Here is a 16,433-nt window from a genome sequence, read left to right as displayed (position 1 = left end):
GGCTTCGGCAAGGGTTGGCGCACATGTCCCATCCTGCTCCCGGCCATCCCGCTCCCGTCCAGCGCGAGCCGATCCTCAATCTCCCGGCCGTCATCGTCTGGCTGACCGCACTCCTCGCCCTGATCCAGGGCGGGCGGGAGCTGCTGTCGGCCTATGACGACTACGTCCTTTTGTCCTGGTTCGCCTTCGTTCCGGCGAGGCTGAGCCTCTGGCTCGCGCCCGATCGCCTCGAAGAGATGGTCTCCGCGGTGGCGGGTTCCGCGGCGGGGCAGAATGTGGCCGACCGGCTGCAACTGGTGCGGCTGCTGCTGGCCGATGGCGGGCCGCGGCTCTGGACCCTGCTGACCTACGGCCTGCTGCACGGCTCCTGGGTGCATCTCATCACCAATGTCATCTGGCTCGCGGCCTTCGGCAGCCCTGTGGCGCGCCGGCTCGGGAGCGGTCGCTTCCTCAGCCTGATGGGCCTGTCGACGATCGGCGGCGCGCTGCTGCACTGGTTCGCGCGCGATCTCGACGTGCTGCCGCTGGTCGGCGCCTCGGCGGCGGTGTCAGGTGCGACGGCGGCGGCGATCCGCTTCGTCTTCGCGCCGGGCCTGCGCTTCGGCTCGCTCGCCGACGATACGGTGGTGCGGGCGATTCCCGCCGAACCGCTGGGCGAACTCTGGCGCAATTCGCGCGCCGTGCTCTTCATCGTGATCTGGTTCGCCACGAACATCCTGTTCGGGGCGGGGCTGGTGCCGATCCTGGGCGAGGAGACGAGCATCGCCTGGGAGGCGCATATCGGCGGATTCCTCGTGGGACTCTTGCTGTTTCCCTTGTTCGACCGGGGCGCGACGCGGCGCTGAGGCTGCCCCGCGGTCGCCTTGCTTGCGCCTGCGTCTTCGCCCACACTCTTCGCCTTAGCCTCGTTTCCGCGGTCGCGCCGGGCGGTCTCGTCCGGCCCCGATGGTGGGAACAGGACGAGTTCGCGCGCCGGCTAACGGCGCCACCGCAAGGAGGACGACGCCATGAATGTCGAGCAGCTTCTGGGGGACAAGGGACGCGAGGTCATCTCGGTCCAGCCGCATCGCACGCTGGGCGAGGCGGTGAAGACACTGAGCGAGAAGCGGATCGGTGCCGTCGTGGTGATGGGCGCGGACGGGGCGCTGGTGGGCATCCTCTCCGAGCGCGACATCATCCGCGCACTCGGGGAGAGCGGCGCTGCCGCGCTGGACAGCCCGGTCTCCCGGGTGATGACGGCCAAGGTCGTGACCTGCCGGGCCCAGACCAGCGTCGACGAGCTGATGGAAATCATGACGTCTGGCCGCTTCCGGCATGTGCCGGTGGTGGAGGCCGGTCGCGTCGTCGGCCTCGTCTCGATCGGCGACGTCGTCAAACACCGCGTCGCGGCGATCGAGGCCGAGAGCCGGGCGATGCGCGACTATATCGCCATGGCCTGAGACGACCGCGCTTCAGAGGGAGAGTCGGCTGCCGGCGATGGCCGTCTCGATGTCGTCGAGGCAGCGCAGCGTGGCTTGGCGGCCGAGTTCGATCGTCTCCTGCGCGCGGTGGAAATCGAACAGGCCTGTGCGGCCGAGCTTGGGGCCGACCATCACATCGGGCGGATCGCCCGCCAGGCGCGATCGCGAGATCCGGTCCTGCGTGATGTTGAAGGCGTCAATCATCACACCGGCGAGCCCCGGCCGCGTCTCGCTCTGGCGGCCGACGAGCCCACGCACCCGACGGGCGGCGCCGGTGATGCCGCCGAGCCAGCGCGAGGTCGGCCGGACGTCGAGCTCGGGAACGATCTCCGGATCGGGATCGGCGCTGTGCTGCTGGATGATCGTGCCCCGGCCGGCGAGGTCGCTGTTCAGATTGACGCAGATCACGATGTCGGCGCCGAGCGCGCGGGCGGCCGTGACCGGGACGGGATTGACCAGCGCCCCGTCCATCAGCCAGCGGCCGCCGAGCTTCACCGGATCGAACACGCCCGGAAGGGCATAGGAGGCGCCGAGCGCATCGACCAGTGCGCCCTGCGTCAGCCAGATTTCGTGGCCGGTGCCGAGTTCGGTCGCGATCGCGACGAAGCGCGTCGACAGGTCCTCGATTCGCAGCCCGGCGAGGTCACGCTCCAGGAGGCGCCTGAGCCGCCCGCCGCCGATCAATCCGGCACCGCCGATGTGGAAGTCCATCAGGCCGACGACGCGGCGCTTGGTCAGGCTGGTGGCGAAATCGGTGAGTTCGGAGAGCTTGCCGGCGGCGAAGCAGCCGCCGACGACGGCGCCGATCGAGGTGCCGGCGATCACGTCCGGCTGCAGCCCCGCCTCGGTCAGAACCTGCAGCACGCCGATATGGGCCCAGCCGCGCGCGGCGCCGCCCCCGAGCGCGAGGCCGATCTTGGGCCGGCCGTTCCCGTTGACCTTCGACATGCCGGCATCGTTCATGGGTCGGATCCCTGCCACGCTCGCCCTGGCGACGGTGAGGCAATTCGCCTGCCAGTGCTTCGTGTCCGCCGCGTGACGGCGGCGCCATCCCGGCGTCAGACGAAGCGCAGCGGGGCGCCAGTCGCCTCGCGCAGCGGCTGCACGCGGTAGAAGCAGGAGCGGCGCCCGGTGTGGCAGCAGCCGCCATCGCCGGCGACCCGCACCTTCAGCCAGAGCGCGTCCTGGTCGCAATCGACCCGCATCTCGACGATGGTCTGGACCTGGCCGGAGGTCGCGCCCTTGTGCCAGAGCTCGCCGCGGGAGCGCGACCAGTACCAGGCCTCGCCGGTCTCGATCGAGCGGGCCAGCGCCTGTGCATTCATATGCGCCACCATCAGCACTTCGCCGGTGTCGGCATCGGTGGTGACGCAGGTCACGAGCCCGCTGGCGTCGAAGCGTGGGGCAAAGGTCGTGCCCTCCTCGAGGGCCTGCTTGTCGGGGGCGGCGGGGAAGGGCGGCATGCCGGGCTCCGGAACGAATGAGGGCGCATCCAGAAGGATGCGCCCTTGTAGAGGCGCCCGCGGCGCGGGCCAATCGCAAAGAGCCCCGGTCAGAGGCCCGGCGACTTCACCATGGTGAAGAAGCGCACCTGCTCGGCCGGTTCGTTGAAGAGGCCGGTGTAGCGCGTCGTCATGGTCGAGGAGCCCTGCTTCTGCACGCCGCGCATCGACATGCACATATGCTCGGCTTCGATCAGGACGGCGACGCCGCGCGGTGCGAGCACGCGGTCGATGACGTCGGCGATCTGGGCCGTCATAGTTTCCTGCGTCTGCAGCCGGCGCGCATAGACATCGACGACGCGGGCGAGCTTGGACAGGCCGACAACGCCCTTGGCCGGGTAGTAGCCGATATGGGCCTTGCCGACGAAGGGCACCATATGGTGCTCGCAATGCGAGTAGAACGGAATGTCGCGGACGAGGACCATGTCGCGATAGCCCTCGACCTCCTCGAAGACCCGGTCGAGGATCTCGGCCGCATCCTCCTGGTAACCCTTGTAGAATTCCTTGTAGGCCTTGGCGACGCGCCTCGGCGTGTCCTGCAGGCCTTCGCGCGACGGGTCGTCCCCGGCCCAGAGAAGAAGGGTCCGGACCGCCTCCTCCGCCTGCTCCTGCGTCGGCTGCTTGATCAGAAACTTGTCCGCGGAGGGCCCCAGAGCCCGCTCGACCGACAAGGACTTAACCACAGGGTTCATGTGGTGCCTCCCGTTATGGTAATTCCGTTACGTCGCGCGATCCCGGTTGGACCACGCGGCCGGCACGACGACGCGCTTTTTTTCGCTGGGGCGGGGCGCGACCGCGGATGCTCTCCCGCCGGGGGAGCAAGCATCCTATATTGACGCCGGGCGCCGGTCACTCCAGAGCCGGTGGAGAGCACGATATGTTGAGCGACGTCTACAACAAGCGCATCCTCGAACTCGCGGCAAACATCCCGCTGCTGGACCGGCTCCCGCAGCCGGACGCGACCGCCAAGGCACATTCGCGCCTCTGCGGCTCGACCGTGACCGTCGACCTGTCCATGGAGGGCGACGTCGTCACTGCGTTCGGCCACGACGTCAAGGCCTGCGCGCTGGGGCAGGCCTCGTCGTCGATCATGGCGCGGCATGTGGTCGGGTCGACGGCCGAGGAACTGCGCCGCGTACGCGAGCAGGCCCGCGCCATCCTGAAGGACCAGGCCGAGCCGCCCGAGGGCAAGTGGGCGGATCTCTCGGTGCTGGTGCCGGTGCGCGACTACAAGGCGCGCCATGCCTCGACGATGTTGACCTTCGACGCGGTGGTGGAGGCGATCGGCCAGATCGAGCAGCGGCGCCAGGCCGCCGCGGTCGCGTGAGCGGCGGCGCGCCGGCTCACTTCAGGCCGAGCGCCAGCCGGGTCTCGGCGCGGGTCTCGTCGAAGCGGGCCCTGAAGGCGCGGTCGGCGAGCAGCGCCTGGGCGACGGCGCGGCCGGCCTTGTCCCCCGCCGCGAGGTCGCTGCGATAATGAAAGCCGCAGACGAGACGGCTCTCGCCATAGTCCTTGACCCGCTCCTCGAATCGAGCGGCCATTTCCGGCGCAGCGACACTGAGGAGTTCGGCGTAGAGCGCTGCGGTCGCGGCATGGCCGGCGGGGAAGGACGTCCCTTCCGGGCGTCCGCCGGGGCAGGGCTTGACCCGCACCTTGTTCCAGACCGTGAAGGGCCTCTGCCGGTTGGTCAGGCGGCGGACGCCGAGCAGCACGATGCCCATCTCGATCTGCGCCTCGCGATAAAGCAGGCGGACCTCGCGGTGCTCGTTGCCGGCGAAGGGGATGTCCGCCCCTTCGAGGAAGCGGGCGAGCGTCTGGTACTGGTCGGCGATCGCCGCCTTCTCGCGCTCGGGCGTGCGAGCGAGTGTGATCTGCAGCACCTCGTCGAACTCCCGCTTCTGCTCGGGCGAGTTCATCGCCGGCGGCAGGCCGATCAGCGAGGCGATGTCGACCTTACCCGGCTCGAGCCACAGAAGATTGGCGCGCTGCTGGGCGGCCGCCGGTGCCGACGACAGGCAAAGGGCCGCAGCGAGCCCCAACGCGGCGGCGCCCAGACGGATGAAACGGGGTCGCGAAACGGGGCGGGGCATGGCGAATCTCGGCTTGGATGACGAGCCGGATGAAATGGCATCGCAGCAGCGCTTGTCACGTCTTTTCGCTCAGGCGGCGTCAGTCAAGCAGGCGCCGCGGCAGGCCGCCCACTGGGCGATCCGCGGCTATCAGCTCAGTCTTTCGATGTTGATCGGGCGCCATTGCCGGCATTGGCCGAGCTGCTCGGCCTATACCGACGAGGCGATCCTGCGTTTCGGCCTCTGGCGCGGCGGCTGGGTCGGCGTGGCGCGAATCTGCCGCTGCACCCCGCTGGGCACCAGCGGCATCGATCTCGTCTGCGAGGAACTGCCGCCCGATGCCGCCTGGTACCGGCCCTGGTCCTATGGCCGCTGGCGCGGGGTCAACGCGCCGCCCGACGGCGTCAGTCCGCCGCGCTAGACTTCAGCGCGGTTCGGCAAGCCTCTGAGAGCTTGGCGGCGTTCTGCTTGAAGCAGGCCGCGATCCGGCCGCCGCCGGGCTGAACATCGGGGCAGTGGGTTGCAATGTCCTTGCCGCAGGCATCGCGCAGCGCGGCGGCGCGGTCCTGTGCGGAGGCCGGCGGCGCGGCGAGGATCAAGAAAAGCGATGCGGCGCAGGCCGAGGCGAAAAGGCGGTTCATGCTGGCGGCTCCCGATGGCACGAGTGTGATGAGGGCAGTCTCCATCATGGCGGCGAGACCTTGCCGGGTGATGAGCAAAACATGACCAAACTGGCAGGTTCCGCCCGACGCCGCGATTGCCTGCCGCGGCGCGCTCGTATAGGCCGAGCGCTCCCGGCGCTGTCCTCCCCCGGATACGGACAGCGCCGTGCCGGTCCAGCCCTGGTCCAGCCATCCCCAGTATCCGGCCTTGTCTTACGGGGTTCGTATCCCCGAGTGAGCAGGAGCGACGATCGATGACGATCTCCCTGACCTTTCCCGATGGCGCGAAGCGCGAATTTCCCTCCGGCATCACCGGAAAGGAGATCGCCGGCGGCATTTCCCCCTCCCTGCTGAAGCGCACCGTGGCCATGGCCATCGACGGCGTGGTCGTCGATCTCGGCGATCCGATCGCGACGGATTCGAAGATCGAGTTCCTGACACGCGAGGATCCGCGTGCGCTCGAACTGATCCGGCATGACTGCGCGCATGTGCTCGCGGAAGCCGTGCAGGCGCTCTGGCCCGGCACGCAGGTGACGATCGGCCCCGTGATCGAGGGCGGGTTCTTCTATGATTTCGCCCGCAACGAACCCTTCACGCCCGACGACCTGCCGGTCATCGAGAAGAAGATGCGGGAGATCATCGCCAGGGACGCGCCCTTCAGCAAGGAAGAGTGGAGCCGCGACCAGGCGAAGGCGTTCTTCGCGGCGAAGGGCGAAGCCTACAAGGTCGAGCTCGTCGATGCGATTCCCGCAGACCAGACCCTAAAGATGTACAAGCAGGGCGAGTGGATCGATCTCTGCCGCGGCCCGCACATGACCTCGGTCGGCAAGGTCGGCACCGCCTTCAAGCTGATGAAGGTGGCGGGCGCCTATTGGCGCGGCGACAGCAACAACGCCATGCTGACCCGGATCTACGGCACGGCCTTCGCCAAGCAGGAAGAGCTCGACGCGCATCTCCACCAGATCGAGGAGGCGGAGAAGCGCGACCACCGCAAGCTCGGGCGCGAGATGAACCTGTTCCACTTCCAGGAGGAGGGGCCGGGCGTCGTGTTCTGGCACTCCAAGGGCTGGCGGCTGTTCCAGGAGATCCTGACCTATATGCGTCGCCGGCTCGCCGCCGATTACGAGGAGGTCAACGCGCCGCAGGTCCTCGACAAGTCGCTCTGGGAGACGTCGGGCCACTGGGGCTGGTACCAGGACAACATGTTCGCGGTGAAATCGGCCTCGGCCTTCGAGAATCCGAACGATGCGACCAAGGACCAAAAGGTCTTCGCGCTCAAGCCGATGAACTGCCCCGGCCATGTGCAGATCTTCAAGCACGGGCTGAAGAGCTACCGCGATCTGCCGATCCGGCTGGCGGAATTCGGCAATGTGCATCGCTACGAGCCCTCGGGCGCGCTGCACGGGCTGATGCGCGTGCGCGGCTTCACCCAGGACGACGCGCATGTCTTCTGCACGGAAGAGCAACTCGCCGCCGAGTGCCTGGCGATCAACGACCTGATCCTCTCGGTCTATGAGGATTTCGGCTTTACCGAGGAGTTGGTCATCAAGCTGTCGACGCGGCCCGAGAAGCGTGTCGGTTCCGACGCGGTCTGGGACCATGCCGAGGACGTCATGACCCATGTGCTGGAGACGATCGCGAAGCAGTCCGGCAACCGGATCAAGACCGAGGTCAATCCGGGCGAGGGCGCCTTCTACGGGCCGAAGTTCGAATATGTCCTGCGCGACGCCATCGGCCGCGACTGGCAGTGCGGCACGACGCAGGTCGACTTCAACCTGCCGGAGCGTTTCGGCGCCTTCTATATCGGCTCGGACGGCGAGAAGAAGCAGCCGGTCATGGTGCACCGCGCGATCTGCGGCTCGCTCGAGCGCTTCACCGGTATCCTGATCGAGAACTTCGCCGGCCACTTCCCGCTCTGGCTGGCGCCCGAGCAGATCCTGGTCTGCCCGATCACCTCCGAGGCGGATGCCTATGCCGAGGACGTGACCATGGCCTGCCTCTCGGCCGGCCTGCGGGCCCGCGCCGACCTGCGCAACGAGAAGATCTCCTACAAGGTCCGCGAGCACTCGCTGGCGAAAGTGCCGGTGATCCTCGCCGTCGGCAAGCGCGAGGCGGAGGAGCGGACCGTGACCGTGCGCCGTCTCGGCAGCCAGGCTCAGACGGTGATGAGCCTCGACGCCATGCTGGCCGCGATGACCGACGAGGCGACGCCGCCGGACCTGAAGCGGGTGAAGGCGGTGCGGGCGGCGAAGGCGGCGGGCTGATAGCCCGTTCTCCTCTGAAACACCGCGTCATCCCGGCCTTAGCGAAGCGGAGCGCCGGGATCCATCGGAAGGCACTGCGCTCTACGATGGATCCCGGATCTGTGCCGCTTCGCGGCTTGTCCGGGATGACGCGGCTTGTGCTTCGTGAGACCCGCCCCCTCGCCAGACGTCACCCTCCCATGCCAGATTGCCGGCCATGCTGACGGGGTCCTATCGCAAGCGGCTCGAGGCCGACCTGACACGCTGGGTCGGGGAGGGTCTGGTAACGGTGGAAGCTGCCGGCACCATTCGCCGTTCTGTTGCGGCCGAAGGCGGCTTTCGCCTGCCGGCGCTGCTGGGTCTGTTCGGTGGGCTTTTGATCGCCGCCAGCGTCTCCGCCTTCGTCGCCGCCAATTGGGAGGCGATGCCGCGGCTTCTGAAGCTCGCGATGATCCTGGCCGGCGTCGTCGGGGCGCTCGGTATCGCGGCGCGGCTGGAGCGCCAGGGTTCCGCCGCCGGGGCCGACGCCGCGGCGACCTGCGGCGTGCTCATCTTCGCCGCCGGAATCGCGCTGATCGGGCAGATGTACCATCTGCCCGCCGACTGGCCGGCGGGGGCGCTGATGGTGGCGCTCGGCGGGCTCGCCGTCGCCGCGCTGATGGGCTCGAACGGCGCACTGGTGGTGGCCTTCGTCGCGCTTTGCGCCTGGAGCGGCGGGCGCTGGCAGGAAAGCCAGGGCGCCCTCCACCTGCCGTTCTTCCTGATCTATCTGCCGGCGCTGTGGCTGGCCGCGAACCGGAGCAACCGGCTGGTTCACCACCTCGCCGTGCTGGCGCTGGGCCTGTGGCTGGCGGTGCTGCCGGGAGACTGGATCGCCCGCGGCTTCGATTACGGGCTGCTCGCCTATGGACTGGCCGTCGCGGCCGCCTTCGTCGCGCTGGGGGCCATCGCGCTCGATCGCGGCGGACCTGCGCTGCTGGGCTGCTGCCTGCCCTGGGGTCTGTTCGGTTTCGTGCTGATGCTCGATCTCGAACTGATCCGCATCCTCGATACATATGGCTCGCGTGCGGGGCGGGCCCTGTGGGTGAATTACGCGGCCTATGCCGCGGCGCTGGCTGCAATCGCCGCCTGCGCCGGTTTCGCCCGCGACCGGCGTTTCGCCTGGCCGCTGGCGCTGTCGTTGGTGCTCGGCCTCGCCGTGCCGCTGGTGTTCTGGAGCGGGCTTGCGGTCGGCCTGCCGGGCAAGGTCGTGGTGGCGAGCCTCGTGCTGGCCTCGGCGATCGCACTCGTCGTGGCGGGCGTGACCGGCGGGGTCAGGCGGCTGACGCTGGCGGGCTCGGGGATGTTCGGCCTCGCGATCCTGATTTTGCTCTGGCAGACGATCGGCACGCTGCTCGACCAGTCGCTGTTCTTCCTGGTGGCGGGCGGTGTGCTACTCGGCCTCGCCAGCGGCGCGCGGCGGCTCTTTGCCAAGCTGGCCCGGCCGGCGGGGGAGGCTTCGTCATGAAGACGACGGCTTCCAAGTTGCCGAACGCAGATCTGCTGCTGAGACGTGTTCCGCTCATCGGCCGCATGCTGGCGGCGATGCTGCTGCTCTGTGGCGGACTGCTGGCGCTGGTGGAGAGCCGCGCCGCGATCCTGCGCAGCGGCACCGAGATCCGGCTTCGGACGGTGCCGGTCGATCCGCGCGATTTGTTCCGCGGAGATTACGTCGTGCTCTCCTATCCGATGAGCACCGTCGCCGCCGCTGCCGGCGAGGCGAAAGGCCTGCGGCGCGGCGACAGGGTCTATGTGACGCTGGCGCGCGATGCCGAGGGCTTTGCCCAGGCGAAGGCCGTCGCTGCGATGCGTCCCGCTGTCGGCGAGGGCGAGGTGGTGATCGCCGGGCGCGTCCAGTCCACCGGCGCCTGCGCGCTGAACGAGGCCGGGCAGGCCGATTGCGGCGCCGGAGCGGGCCGTCTGCGCGTCGCCTATGGGCTCGAAAGCTATTTCGTGCCTCAGGGGGAGGGGCGCCGGATCGAGACCACGCCAAAGGCGCGGATCGAGGTGGTGGCGGCGGTGTCCGCTGACGGAGCGGCCGCGATCAAGCGCCTGCTGATCGACAGCCAACTGGTCTATGCCGAGCCGCCTTATTGAGGCGTGTCGCCGCGGCCCCGCGGGCGCCCTCGCAGACCCCTTCCGCACGCACGCTTGCATCGCTCACACAGGCTTGTGATGCGATATTTAGTGACGGTTAACCGCGCCGGTTTTATGAACGCCACATGAACGAAATCGATGCCGGGCGCCGCCGCGGGGGAACCCGGTCCGCCATCGGACGTTCACAAAGCGCGTCGCAATCCTTTGCCGGGTGCCACTGGTGACACCGCCTTTTTCCATCCTGCATTTCCTGCTGCTGGGTCGCGGACCCGGCCAAGGTCCCGTCGAGGTCCAGAGGGATGCGCGGATCGACGTGATCCGGGGGCTCGCCCTCCTGATCATCTTCATCAATCACATGCCCGGCAACGTGCTGGCGGGATACACGCCCCATAATTTCGGCTTCTCCGATGCCGCGGATGTGTTCGTGCTGCTGGCGGGCGTGTCGGCGACCCTGGCCTTCGGCGGGATCGTGGAGAAGCGCGGGCTGGCCATCGCAGGGTTGCGGATCGGCGCGCGGCTCTGGACGCTCTACATCGCTCATATCGCGATGTTCATCATCGTCTGCGGCGTCGTGGCGGCGGCGGTGACGCGGACCCAAAATCCCGTCTATGTTGAAGCGATCAACATCCAGCCCTTCTTCAGCGACACATTCTCGGCTCTGGTCGACGCGCTGCTGCTGCGCTACCAGCCATCCTATCTCGACATTCTGCCGCTCTATATCGTCCTGCTGGCAGGGTTCCCGCTGATCTATTGCGCCGCCCGCCGGAGCCCGGCCCTGACGCTGGTGGCGTCGATCGCGCTGTGGCAGGGAGCCGTCGGGCTCGGCCTCAACCTGCCGAACGCGCATGCGGCAGGCTGGTTCTTCAATCCGTTCGCCTGGCAGGTCATCTTCACCTGTGGGGTCGTGCTGGGGTTGGGGGTGCAGCGCGGCGTTTCGGTGCCGCGCCTGTGGTGGCTCGATGCGGTGGCGCTCGGCTACGTCCTGTTGTCTCTGGTCGCCAAGGTCTCGTCCGGCAACCCGCTCGGTCTCGCCGTGCTGAACGACTGGTTCGACTCCGTGCAGCTCGGGACCGACAAGACCAACCTGGCCTGGAGCCGGCTGATGCATGTGCTCGCCCTCGCATGGCTGGCGATGCGTTGGCTTCCGGCGGGCGGCGCGCTGCTGCGCCCAGCGATCGGCCGTGGCCTGGCGGCAGTCGGCCGTCACGCGCTCGACGTGTTCTGTGCCGGCACGGTGCTGTCGATCCTGGGACAGATCGTTCTGGCGGAGACCGGCTTCGCGCTGCTGCCCCAGTTGCTCTACAGTCTCGCCGGCGTTACCTTGCTGGTCGGGCTAGGGATGTTCTTGACGTGGTATCAATCGATCACGCTCTCCGGCGCTCGAGAAATGCGGGTCTCCGCGCAGCAGGCTTCGCCCTCGCCGCGCTGACCCTGGCCTGTGGCTCCGCCGTTTCGGCCGGGCCGCTCGGACTCGCCGATACCGCCGATCTGCGCTGTCGCGCGGGTGCGGCTCGTCATCCGTTTCAGCCGTCGCTTCCGACCGCCAAAGCCGCGATGCGCGAAACGGGGGCGTTGACGATCGTCGCGATCGGGTCCTCGACGACGGCCGGCGCCGGCGCGGGATCGGATGACAAGAGCTATCCGGCCGTGCTGCAGGAGGAACTGCGCCGCCGTCTGCCGCAGATTAACGTCAACGTCGTCAACAAGGGCGTCGGCGGACAGTCGGCCTATGACATGGTGTTGCGCATGGACACCGATGTGATCGAGCAGAAACCGTCGATCGTGATCTGGCAGACCGTCGTCAACGAGGCGGTGAGCGACATCGGGGAAGAGAAGCTCGCCAAGATTCTGCGCAAGGGCATCCGCAAGGTCCAGGGCGCCGGGATCGACATGATCATGATGGATCTGCTCTGGCTTCCGCGCGAGGGCCGCTATCCTCACTACGAGTCGTACCGCACGCTCCTCAAGGTGACCGCGAAGGAATATGGCGTCCCGGTGTTTCCGCGCTATGGCGTGATGAAGGAGTGGGCGCTGTCGCGGCGCTTCACGCCCGAGGAATTGATCGGCATGCGCGGAACGGAGCTGGTCGAAGCCGGCTATCGCTGCCTGGCGATCCGCATCGCCGACGGCATCGCAAGCGCGCTGACGAGTTCGGGGAGCGGCGAGCCGGGTGTTCGCGGCGCCAGCCACTGACAGAGCCGGGTCGGCGCGCCCGACCCTCAGCGCGCCAGGACCTCGATATCGCGATCGAGGCCGGATTCGACCTTGAAGTCCCGCGAAAAGACCTGGCCTTCCTGGCGCGCGATCAGGACATAATCGCCCTCGGCCAGGATCACTTGCGGAAAGGCGCCGATCGCCTCGCGGATGACGTCGCCGCCCGGCGTCAGCACGCTGAAGGCGGTGCCGGCGAAGGCCTCACCGCCTGCCGCCGCGACGAGTTTCAGCGTTACGCGGGCCGCGCGGTGATGCAGCGTGGCGTCGGTGATCTTGCCGGATTCGACCTTCACGTCGGCCCGCTGGATCGCGTTGGAATCACCGTAAGTCGAAACGATGTGATAGGTGCCCTCCGGCAGCCGGATGAGTTCGCCGCCGCGAGCATTGGTGACGAGGCGCCCCTCCGAATTGCCCTGGAGCGGCACGAAGATCTGGAAGCCGAGCTGGGCGGGGGGAATCGGCGCGTCACCGATCGAGCCCGCGAGCGACAGGCCGCCGGCGCTGATCGCGACCTGTTCGCGCAGCCCCAGCGGGCCGAGCGTGACCCGCTTGGTGCCGCTGGCGAAGCCATAGGCCGCGTGCAGCAGATAGGTGCCGGGATCGAGGGTGAAGGCGGGCTCGGGCTCGGACGAGCGCGCGACGATGCGTGGCGGCGAGCCGTCCGCCGACTCGCTCAGAACGCGCCAGACCAGCCCGGAGCGGATCGGCTTGCGATCGCCGGCGAACTGGGCGGCAACCCGCAGGGCGGCCTGGCGGGCCGACGGAGCCGGGCCGGGCTGGACGGGCATCGGGTCGACCGTCCCGCCGATGGTCGGTGTCGGCGCGGGAGCCGGGATGGGCAGAGGAGCGGGTGTCGCAGGGGCCTGCGCGCGTGCGGCGCCGAACGGCAGCGTCAGCGCGACCGCGAGCAGGCCGATCGCCAGCCGTCGTCTCTCGAAACCCTCGAATTCAAACATGATCCCAGCCCTCGGTACCCTTGCGCCCATGTCTCAGCAGGTTCGCTTGTCGCGATCATGGCGAGTGACTAGGTCTGGTCGGGTTCCTCGCATCCGGATGCTTCATGACCGATACGCTCTCCCTGCTCAAGCTGCGCCGATCGGTGCCGCCGCAATTCCTCGCTGCACCCGGCCCCGACAGCGCCCAGCTCGACGAATTGCTGACCATCGCGTCCCGTGTGCCGGATCACGGCAAGCTGGTGCCCTGGCGCTTCATCGTCTTTTCCGGGGCGGCGCGCGAGGCTGCGGCCGATGTGGTGGCGCAGGCCTTCCGCAACCGCACTCCCGAGGCTGCCGAGGATCAGGTCGCCTTCGAGCGCAAGCGACTGCTATACGCGCCCGTCATCGTGGCGGTCGTGTCCCGCGCCGCGCCCCATGTGAAAATCCCGCAATGGGAGCAGGAGCTGACGGCCGGCGCCGTCTGCATGACGATGCTGGTCGCGGCGCAGGCGATGGGATTTGCCGGCTGCTGGCTGACGAACTGGTTCTCCTTCGACCGCAGCGTTCTGACCGCCTTCGGGCTCGAAGCCGAGGAGCGCATCGCCGGCTTCATCCATCTCGGCACGGCGTCGTCGGTGCCGGCCGATCGCGAGCGGCCCGTGCTGGCCGACATCGTCAGCCATTACGGAGCCTGAGCCCATGATCTATTCGCCCGCCGCGCAGGATCACGGCCTGCCGCACGACCCGTTCAAGGCGATCGTGACGCCGCGCCCGATCGGTTGGATCACGGCGCTGAGCGCCAAGGGCGAGGTCAACCTCTCGCCCTACAGCTATTTCAACGCCGTCTCGACGCGGCCGCATATCGTGATGTTCTCGTCCGAGGGCAAGAAGGACGCGATCGCCTTCATCGAGGAGACGGGCGAGTTCACCTGCTCGATGGTGACGAAGGCGCTGGTCGGCGCGATGAACCTGACCTCGGCGCCGCTGGCGCGCGGCACCAGCGAATATGGTCATGCCGGGCTGGAGATGGCGCCGTCGCGCTTCGTGAAGCCGCCGCGCGTGGCCGGCAGCCCGGCGGCGCTCGAATGCAAGTTGCTCTCGGTGCAGCAGCTCGTCGATCTCGAAGGCCGCAGCGTCGAGCGCTGGATGGTTCTGGGGCAGGTCGTCGGCATCTTCATGGACGACGCCTTTATCCGCGACGGCCGCTTCGACACCGCCGCGGCGCATCCCGTCGCGCGCTGCGGCTATGCCGACTATGCCGAGGTCGACCACCTGTTCTCGATCCAGCGCCCGCCGGGCGGCTGAGGGGGGCGATACGTTTACCGTCATTACGAGCGCAGCGAAGCAATCCAGGGGGACGTCGAGCATTGCCGCCCCTGGATTACTTCGCTGCGCTCGTAATGACGTGTCGGGCTGGCGTGAGGCCCAATCAGCCTGCCGGCTTCACGCGATAGTCGCCGAGCGGGGCCAGCGCCGCGTTGATCGCGGTGGCGTCGAGCGTCGCGTTCTGCGGCAGGGTCAGCCGCGGTGGTTCCAGCGTTACCGTGGTGCCCGGCGCGAGCTTGTCGGCCGCCGTCTGGACGCGCGACAGGCAGCCGCCGCAGTGCATGCCCGAAACTTCGAAAACCTGAGTCATCCGAATCGCCTCCAGCGGTTCATTCATCCCATTTGCGAGCACGCGCGACGAGGCGCTGCGCCCTGATCAGATGGGGACGATCGAGCATTTCGCCATCGAGCCCGATCACGCCGAGACCCGGATTGGCCTCGAACAGTGCGATGATCGCCTGGGCCCGGGCAAGAGCCTCCGGCGAGGGCGAGAAGACCTCGTTAATCGTCGCGACCTGATCGGGGTGGATCGCCATCTTGCCCGTGAACCCGTCGCGCCGCGCCGCCAGGCATTCGGCCCGGAAGCCCTTGGCGTCGCGGAAGGCGGTGAAGACGGTGTCGATCGCGTCGACTTGGGCGGAGGCCGCCGCAAACAGCGTCAGCGAGCGGGCGAGCCGGTAGGGATCGGTGTAGTGGCCGTCCGGCAGGCGGTTGGTCTCGGCGCCGAGATCGGCCGAGAGGTCCTCCGCGCCCCAGGTCAGGGCTTCGAGCCGGTGGGTGGCGCCGGCATAGCTGCCGAGCCCGAAGATACCTTTTCCCGTCTCGGTCGCGATCGGGATGATCCGCGTGCCGCCGTCGGGCAGGTCGCACTCGGCCTCGCGCACCGCGATCTTGGCAGCGAGATGGCCGGCATCGCTGCCGCTCTCGGATTTCGGCAGCATGATCGCATCAGGCGCGCCCGGCATGACGGCATCGAGATCGGCCTCGGTCAGTCCGGTGGTCAGCGCATTGACCCTGACGATCAGGCGGGGACGGCGCTGCACGGCGCGCGCCTCGGCGAGAAAGGCGCGGGTGATCTCCCGCGCCTGAGCCTTGGCGTCGAGCGCGACCGAATCCTCGAGATCGAGGATCAGGGCATCCGCACCGCTGGCGAGGCCCTTCTGCTGCTTGCGGGGACTGTCGCCGGGAACGAAGAGGAGCGAGCGCATCGGGTCAGACGTCCACAGCGACGGGGGCGGGGTGCCGGCGCATGAAGGCCTGGCGGCGGCACTGGGCGACCAGCGTGCCGTCCTGCTTGTAGGCGCGGTGGTGAAACTCGACGATGCCGGCATCCGGCCGCGAGCGCGATTCGCGCTTGGCCACGATCTCGGTCGTGACGTTGATCGTGTCGCCCTCGAAGAGCGGGGCCGGGAAGGTGACGTCGGTCATGCCGAGATTGCCGATGGTGGTGCCCACCGTGGTGTCGTTCACGGAAATGCCGATCATCAGACCAAGCGTGAACAGCGAGTTCATCAGCGGCTGGCCCCATTCCGTCTCGGTCGCGCAGAAATGCGCATCGATGTGAAGCGGTTGCGGGTTCAGCGTCATGTTGGAGAACAGCATGTTGTCCATCTGGGTGACGGTGCGCGTCAGGCCGTGCTCGATGACGGCGCCGACCTCGAAATCCTCGAAATAGATTCCGCCGCGCTTATGGCGCTTCAGCTCTGGCATCCTGGCGTCTCCATGCCCCGATCGATTCCGGCACTCTAGGTGACCGACTCATAACTTCGCAGCCAGATTCGGATTGAAGCGAGTTGGACTGAGGCGAGGAAGTTGTCGTCTCGCTTGTCGTAGCGGGTGGCGACGGCCCTGAAGTGTTTGAGTTTGTTGAAGAAGCGCTCGACGGC

General features: G+C 68.1%; 20 protein-coding genes and 1 pseudogene. 11 read left to right on the top strand and 10 right to left on the bottom strand.

The window, feature by feature from the left end:
- Positions 1–23 precede the first annotated feature (23 nt).
- Both Q8M82_RS05080 and Q8M82_RS05075 read left to right on the top strand, forming a co-directional pair.
- Positions 24–845 carry a rhomboid family intramembrane serine protease gene (locus Q8M82_RS05080; RefSeq protein WP_305690293.1) on the top strand — a complete coding sequence of 274 codons (822 nt, stop codon included), beginning with the start codon at positions 24–26 and terminating at the stop codon, positions 843–845.
- A gap of 162 nt (positions 846–1,007) precedes the next feature.
- Positions 1,008–1,439 (top strand): CBS domain-containing protein, encoded by a 432-nt coding sequence (locus Q8M82_RS05075; RefSeq protein ID WP_305690292.1) that lies wholly within the window; start codon positions 1,008–1,010, stop codon positions 1,437–1,439.
- Between the two features lie 12 nt (positions 1,440–1,451).
- Here the strand turns inward: Q8M82_RS05075 and Q8M82_RS05070 are convergent, their stop codons facing one another.
- The 3 genes from Q8M82_RS05070 to folE all read right to left on the bottom strand — a co-directional run bounded on the left by Q8M82_RS05070 (position 1,452) and on the right by folE (position 3,654).
- Positions 1,452–2,423 carry a patatin-like phospholipase family protein gene (locus tag Q8M82_RS05070; RefSeq protein ID WP_305690291.1) on the bottom strand — a complete coding sequence of 324 codons (972 nt, stop codon included), beginning with the start codon at positions 2,421–2,423 and terminating at the stop codon, positions 1,452–1,454.
- Between the two features lie 95 nt (positions 2,424–2,518).
- A complete protein-coding gene (gene hisI, locus Q8M82_RS05065; RefSeq protein ID WP_305690290.1) occupies positions 2,519–2,923 on the bottom strand; it encodes a phosphoribosyl-AMP cyclohydrolase in 405 nt (134 codons plus the stop codon).
- A gap of 89 nt (positions 2,924–3,012) precedes the next feature.
- A complete protein-coding gene (gene folE, locus Q8M82_RS05060; protein WP_305690289.1) occupies positions 3,013–3,654 on the bottom strand; it encodes a GTP cyclohydrolase I FolE in 642 nt (213 codons plus the stop codon).
- 185 nt (positions 3,655–3,839) lie between these two features.
- Here folE and Q8M82_RS05055 point away from each other — a divergent pair, with 185 nt between their 5' ends.
- Positions 3,840–4,289 (top strand): iron-sulfur cluster assembly scaffold protein, encoded by a 450-nt coding sequence (locus Q8M82_RS05055; RefSeq protein WP_305690288.1) that lies wholly within the window; start codon positions 3,840–3,842, stop codon positions 4,287–4,289.
- Between the two features lie 16 nt (positions 4,290–4,305).
- Here the strand turns inward: Q8M82_RS05055 and Q8M82_RS05050 are convergent, their stop codons facing one another.
- Entirely contained in the window at positions 4,306–5,052 is a 747-nt protein-coding gene (locus tag Q8M82_RS05050) for a phosphatase PAP2 family protein (RefSeq protein WP_305690287.1), read from the bottom strand.
- A 34-nt stretch (positions 5,053–5,086) separates the two neighbouring features.
- Between Q8M82_RS05050 and yidD the strand changes: the two genes are divergently transcribed.
- Complete coding sequence (yidD, locus tag Q8M82_RS05045) at positions 5,087–5,452, top strand: membrane protein insertion efficiency factor YidD (protein WP_371126236.1); 366 nt, start codon at positions 5,087–5,089, stop codon at positions 5,450–5,452.
- On the opposite strand, the gene Q8M82_RS05040 is transcribed toward yidD, so the two are convergent.
- A complete protein-coding gene (locus tag Q8M82_RS05040) occupies positions 5,436–5,672 on the bottom strand; it encodes a cysteine rich repeat-containing protein (RefSeq protein WP_305690285.1) in 237 nt (78 codons plus the stop codon). The two genes, yidD and Q8M82_RS05040, sit on opposite strands and share 17 nt — an antisense overlap.
- 275 nt (positions 5,673–5,947) lie before the next feature.
- Between Q8M82_RS05040 and thrS the strand changes: the two genes are divergently transcribed.
- From thrS to Q8M82_RS05015, 5 genes are all read left to right on the top strand, one after another.
- Positions 5,948–7,957: a threonine--tRNA ligase gene (thrS, locus tag Q8M82_RS05035; protein ID WP_305690284.1), complete on the top strand. Its 2,010-nt coding sequence runs from the start codon at positions 5,948–5,950 to the stop codon at positions 7,955–7,957.
- 196 nt (positions 7,958–8,153) lie between these two features.
- A complete protein-coding gene (locus Q8M82_RS05030) occupies positions 8,154–9,443 on the top strand; it encodes a DUF2157 domain-containing protein (protein WP_305690283.1) in 1,290 nt (429 codons plus the stop codon).
- Positions 9,440–10,072: a GDYXXLXY domain-containing protein gene (locus Q8M82_RS05025; RefSeq protein ID WP_305690282.1), complete on the top strand. Its 633-nt coding sequence runs from the start codon at positions 9,440–9,442 to the stop codon at positions 10,070–10,072. The genes Q8M82_RS05030 and Q8M82_RS05025 overlap by 4 nt, the downstream gene beginning before the upstream one ends.
- Before the next feature lie 220 nt (positions 10,073–10,292).
- Positions 10,293–11,501, top strand: coding sequence for an OpgC family protein (locus tag Q8M82_RS05020; RefSeq protein WP_305690281.1), 1,209 nt, complete (start codon positions 10,293–10,295; stop codon positions 11,499–11,501).
- Positions 11,423–12,265 (top strand): SGNH/GDSL hydrolase family protein, encoded by an 843-nt coding sequence (locus tag Q8M82_RS05015; protein ID WP_465248070.1) that lies wholly within the window; start codon positions 11,423–11,425, stop codon positions 12,263–12,265. The genes Q8M82_RS05020 and Q8M82_RS05015 overlap by 79 nt, the downstream gene beginning before the upstream one ends.
- Positions 12,266–12,291: 26 nt before the next feature.
- On the opposite strand, the gene Q8M82_RS05010 is transcribed toward Q8M82_RS05015, so the two are convergent.
- Complete coding sequence (locus Q8M82_RS05010) at positions 12,292–13,242, bottom strand: hypothetical protein (protein WP_305690279.1); 951 nt, start codon at positions 13,240–13,242, stop codon at positions 12,292–12,294.
- Between the two features lie 104 nt (positions 13,243–13,346).
- On the opposite strand from Q8M82_RS05010, the gene Q8M82_RS05005 reads away from it, so the two are divergent.
- Both Q8M82_RS05005 and Q8M82_RS05000 read left to right on the top strand, forming a co-directional pair.
- Positions 13,347–13,916 (top strand): nitroreductase family protein, encoded by a 570-nt coding sequence (locus tag Q8M82_RS05005; protein WP_305690278.1) that lies wholly within the window; start codon positions 13,347–13,349, stop codon positions 13,914–13,916.
- 4 nt (positions 13,917–13,920) lie between these two features.
- The gene (locus tag Q8M82_RS05000) at positions 13,921–14,526 is read left to right on the top strand and encodes a flavin reductase family protein (RefSeq protein WP_305690277.1); all 606 of its coding nucleotides are present in this window, start codon (positions 13,921–13,923) and stop codon (positions 14,524–14,526) included.
- A 124-nt stretch (positions 14,527–14,650) separates the two neighbouring features.
- Here Q8M82_RS05000 and Q8M82_RS04995 read toward each other — a convergent pair whose 3' ends face one another.
- The 4 genes and pseudogenes from Q8M82_RS04995 to Q8M82_RS04980 form a co-directional block, all read right to left on the bottom strand.
- Positions 14,651–14,857 (bottom strand): heavy-metal-associated domain-containing protein, encoded by a 207-nt coding sequence (locus Q8M82_RS04995; RefSeq protein WP_305690276.1) that lies wholly within the window; start codon positions 14,855–14,857, stop codon positions 14,651–14,653.
- Between the two features lie 19 nt (positions 14,858–14,876).
- Positions 14,877–15,755: an HpcH/HpaI aldolase/citrate lyase family protein gene (locus Q8M82_RS04990; RefSeq protein ID WP_305690275.1), complete on the bottom strand. Its 879-nt coding sequence runs from the start codon at positions 15,753–15,755 to the stop codon at positions 14,877–14,879.
- 4 nt (positions 15,756–15,759) lie between these two features.
- Positions 15,760–16,257: a MaoC family dehydratase gene (locus Q8M82_RS04985; RefSeq protein WP_305690274.1), complete on the bottom strand. Its 498-nt coding sequence runs from the start codon at positions 16,255–16,257 to the stop codon at positions 15,760–15,762.
- A 35-nt stretch (positions 16,258–16,292) separates the two neighbouring features.
- Positions 16,293–16,433: pseudogene (locus Q8M82_RS04980) on the bottom strand (IS5/IS1182 family transposase); the annotation flags it as partial.

The sequence above is a fragment of the Allobosea sp. genome (genome assembly GCF_030694325.1).
Lineage (GTDB): Bacteria > Pseudomonadota > Alphaproteobacteria > Rhizobiales > Beijerinckiaceae > Allobosea.
This window is presented reverse-complemented; position numbering and strand designations above follow the sequence as displayed.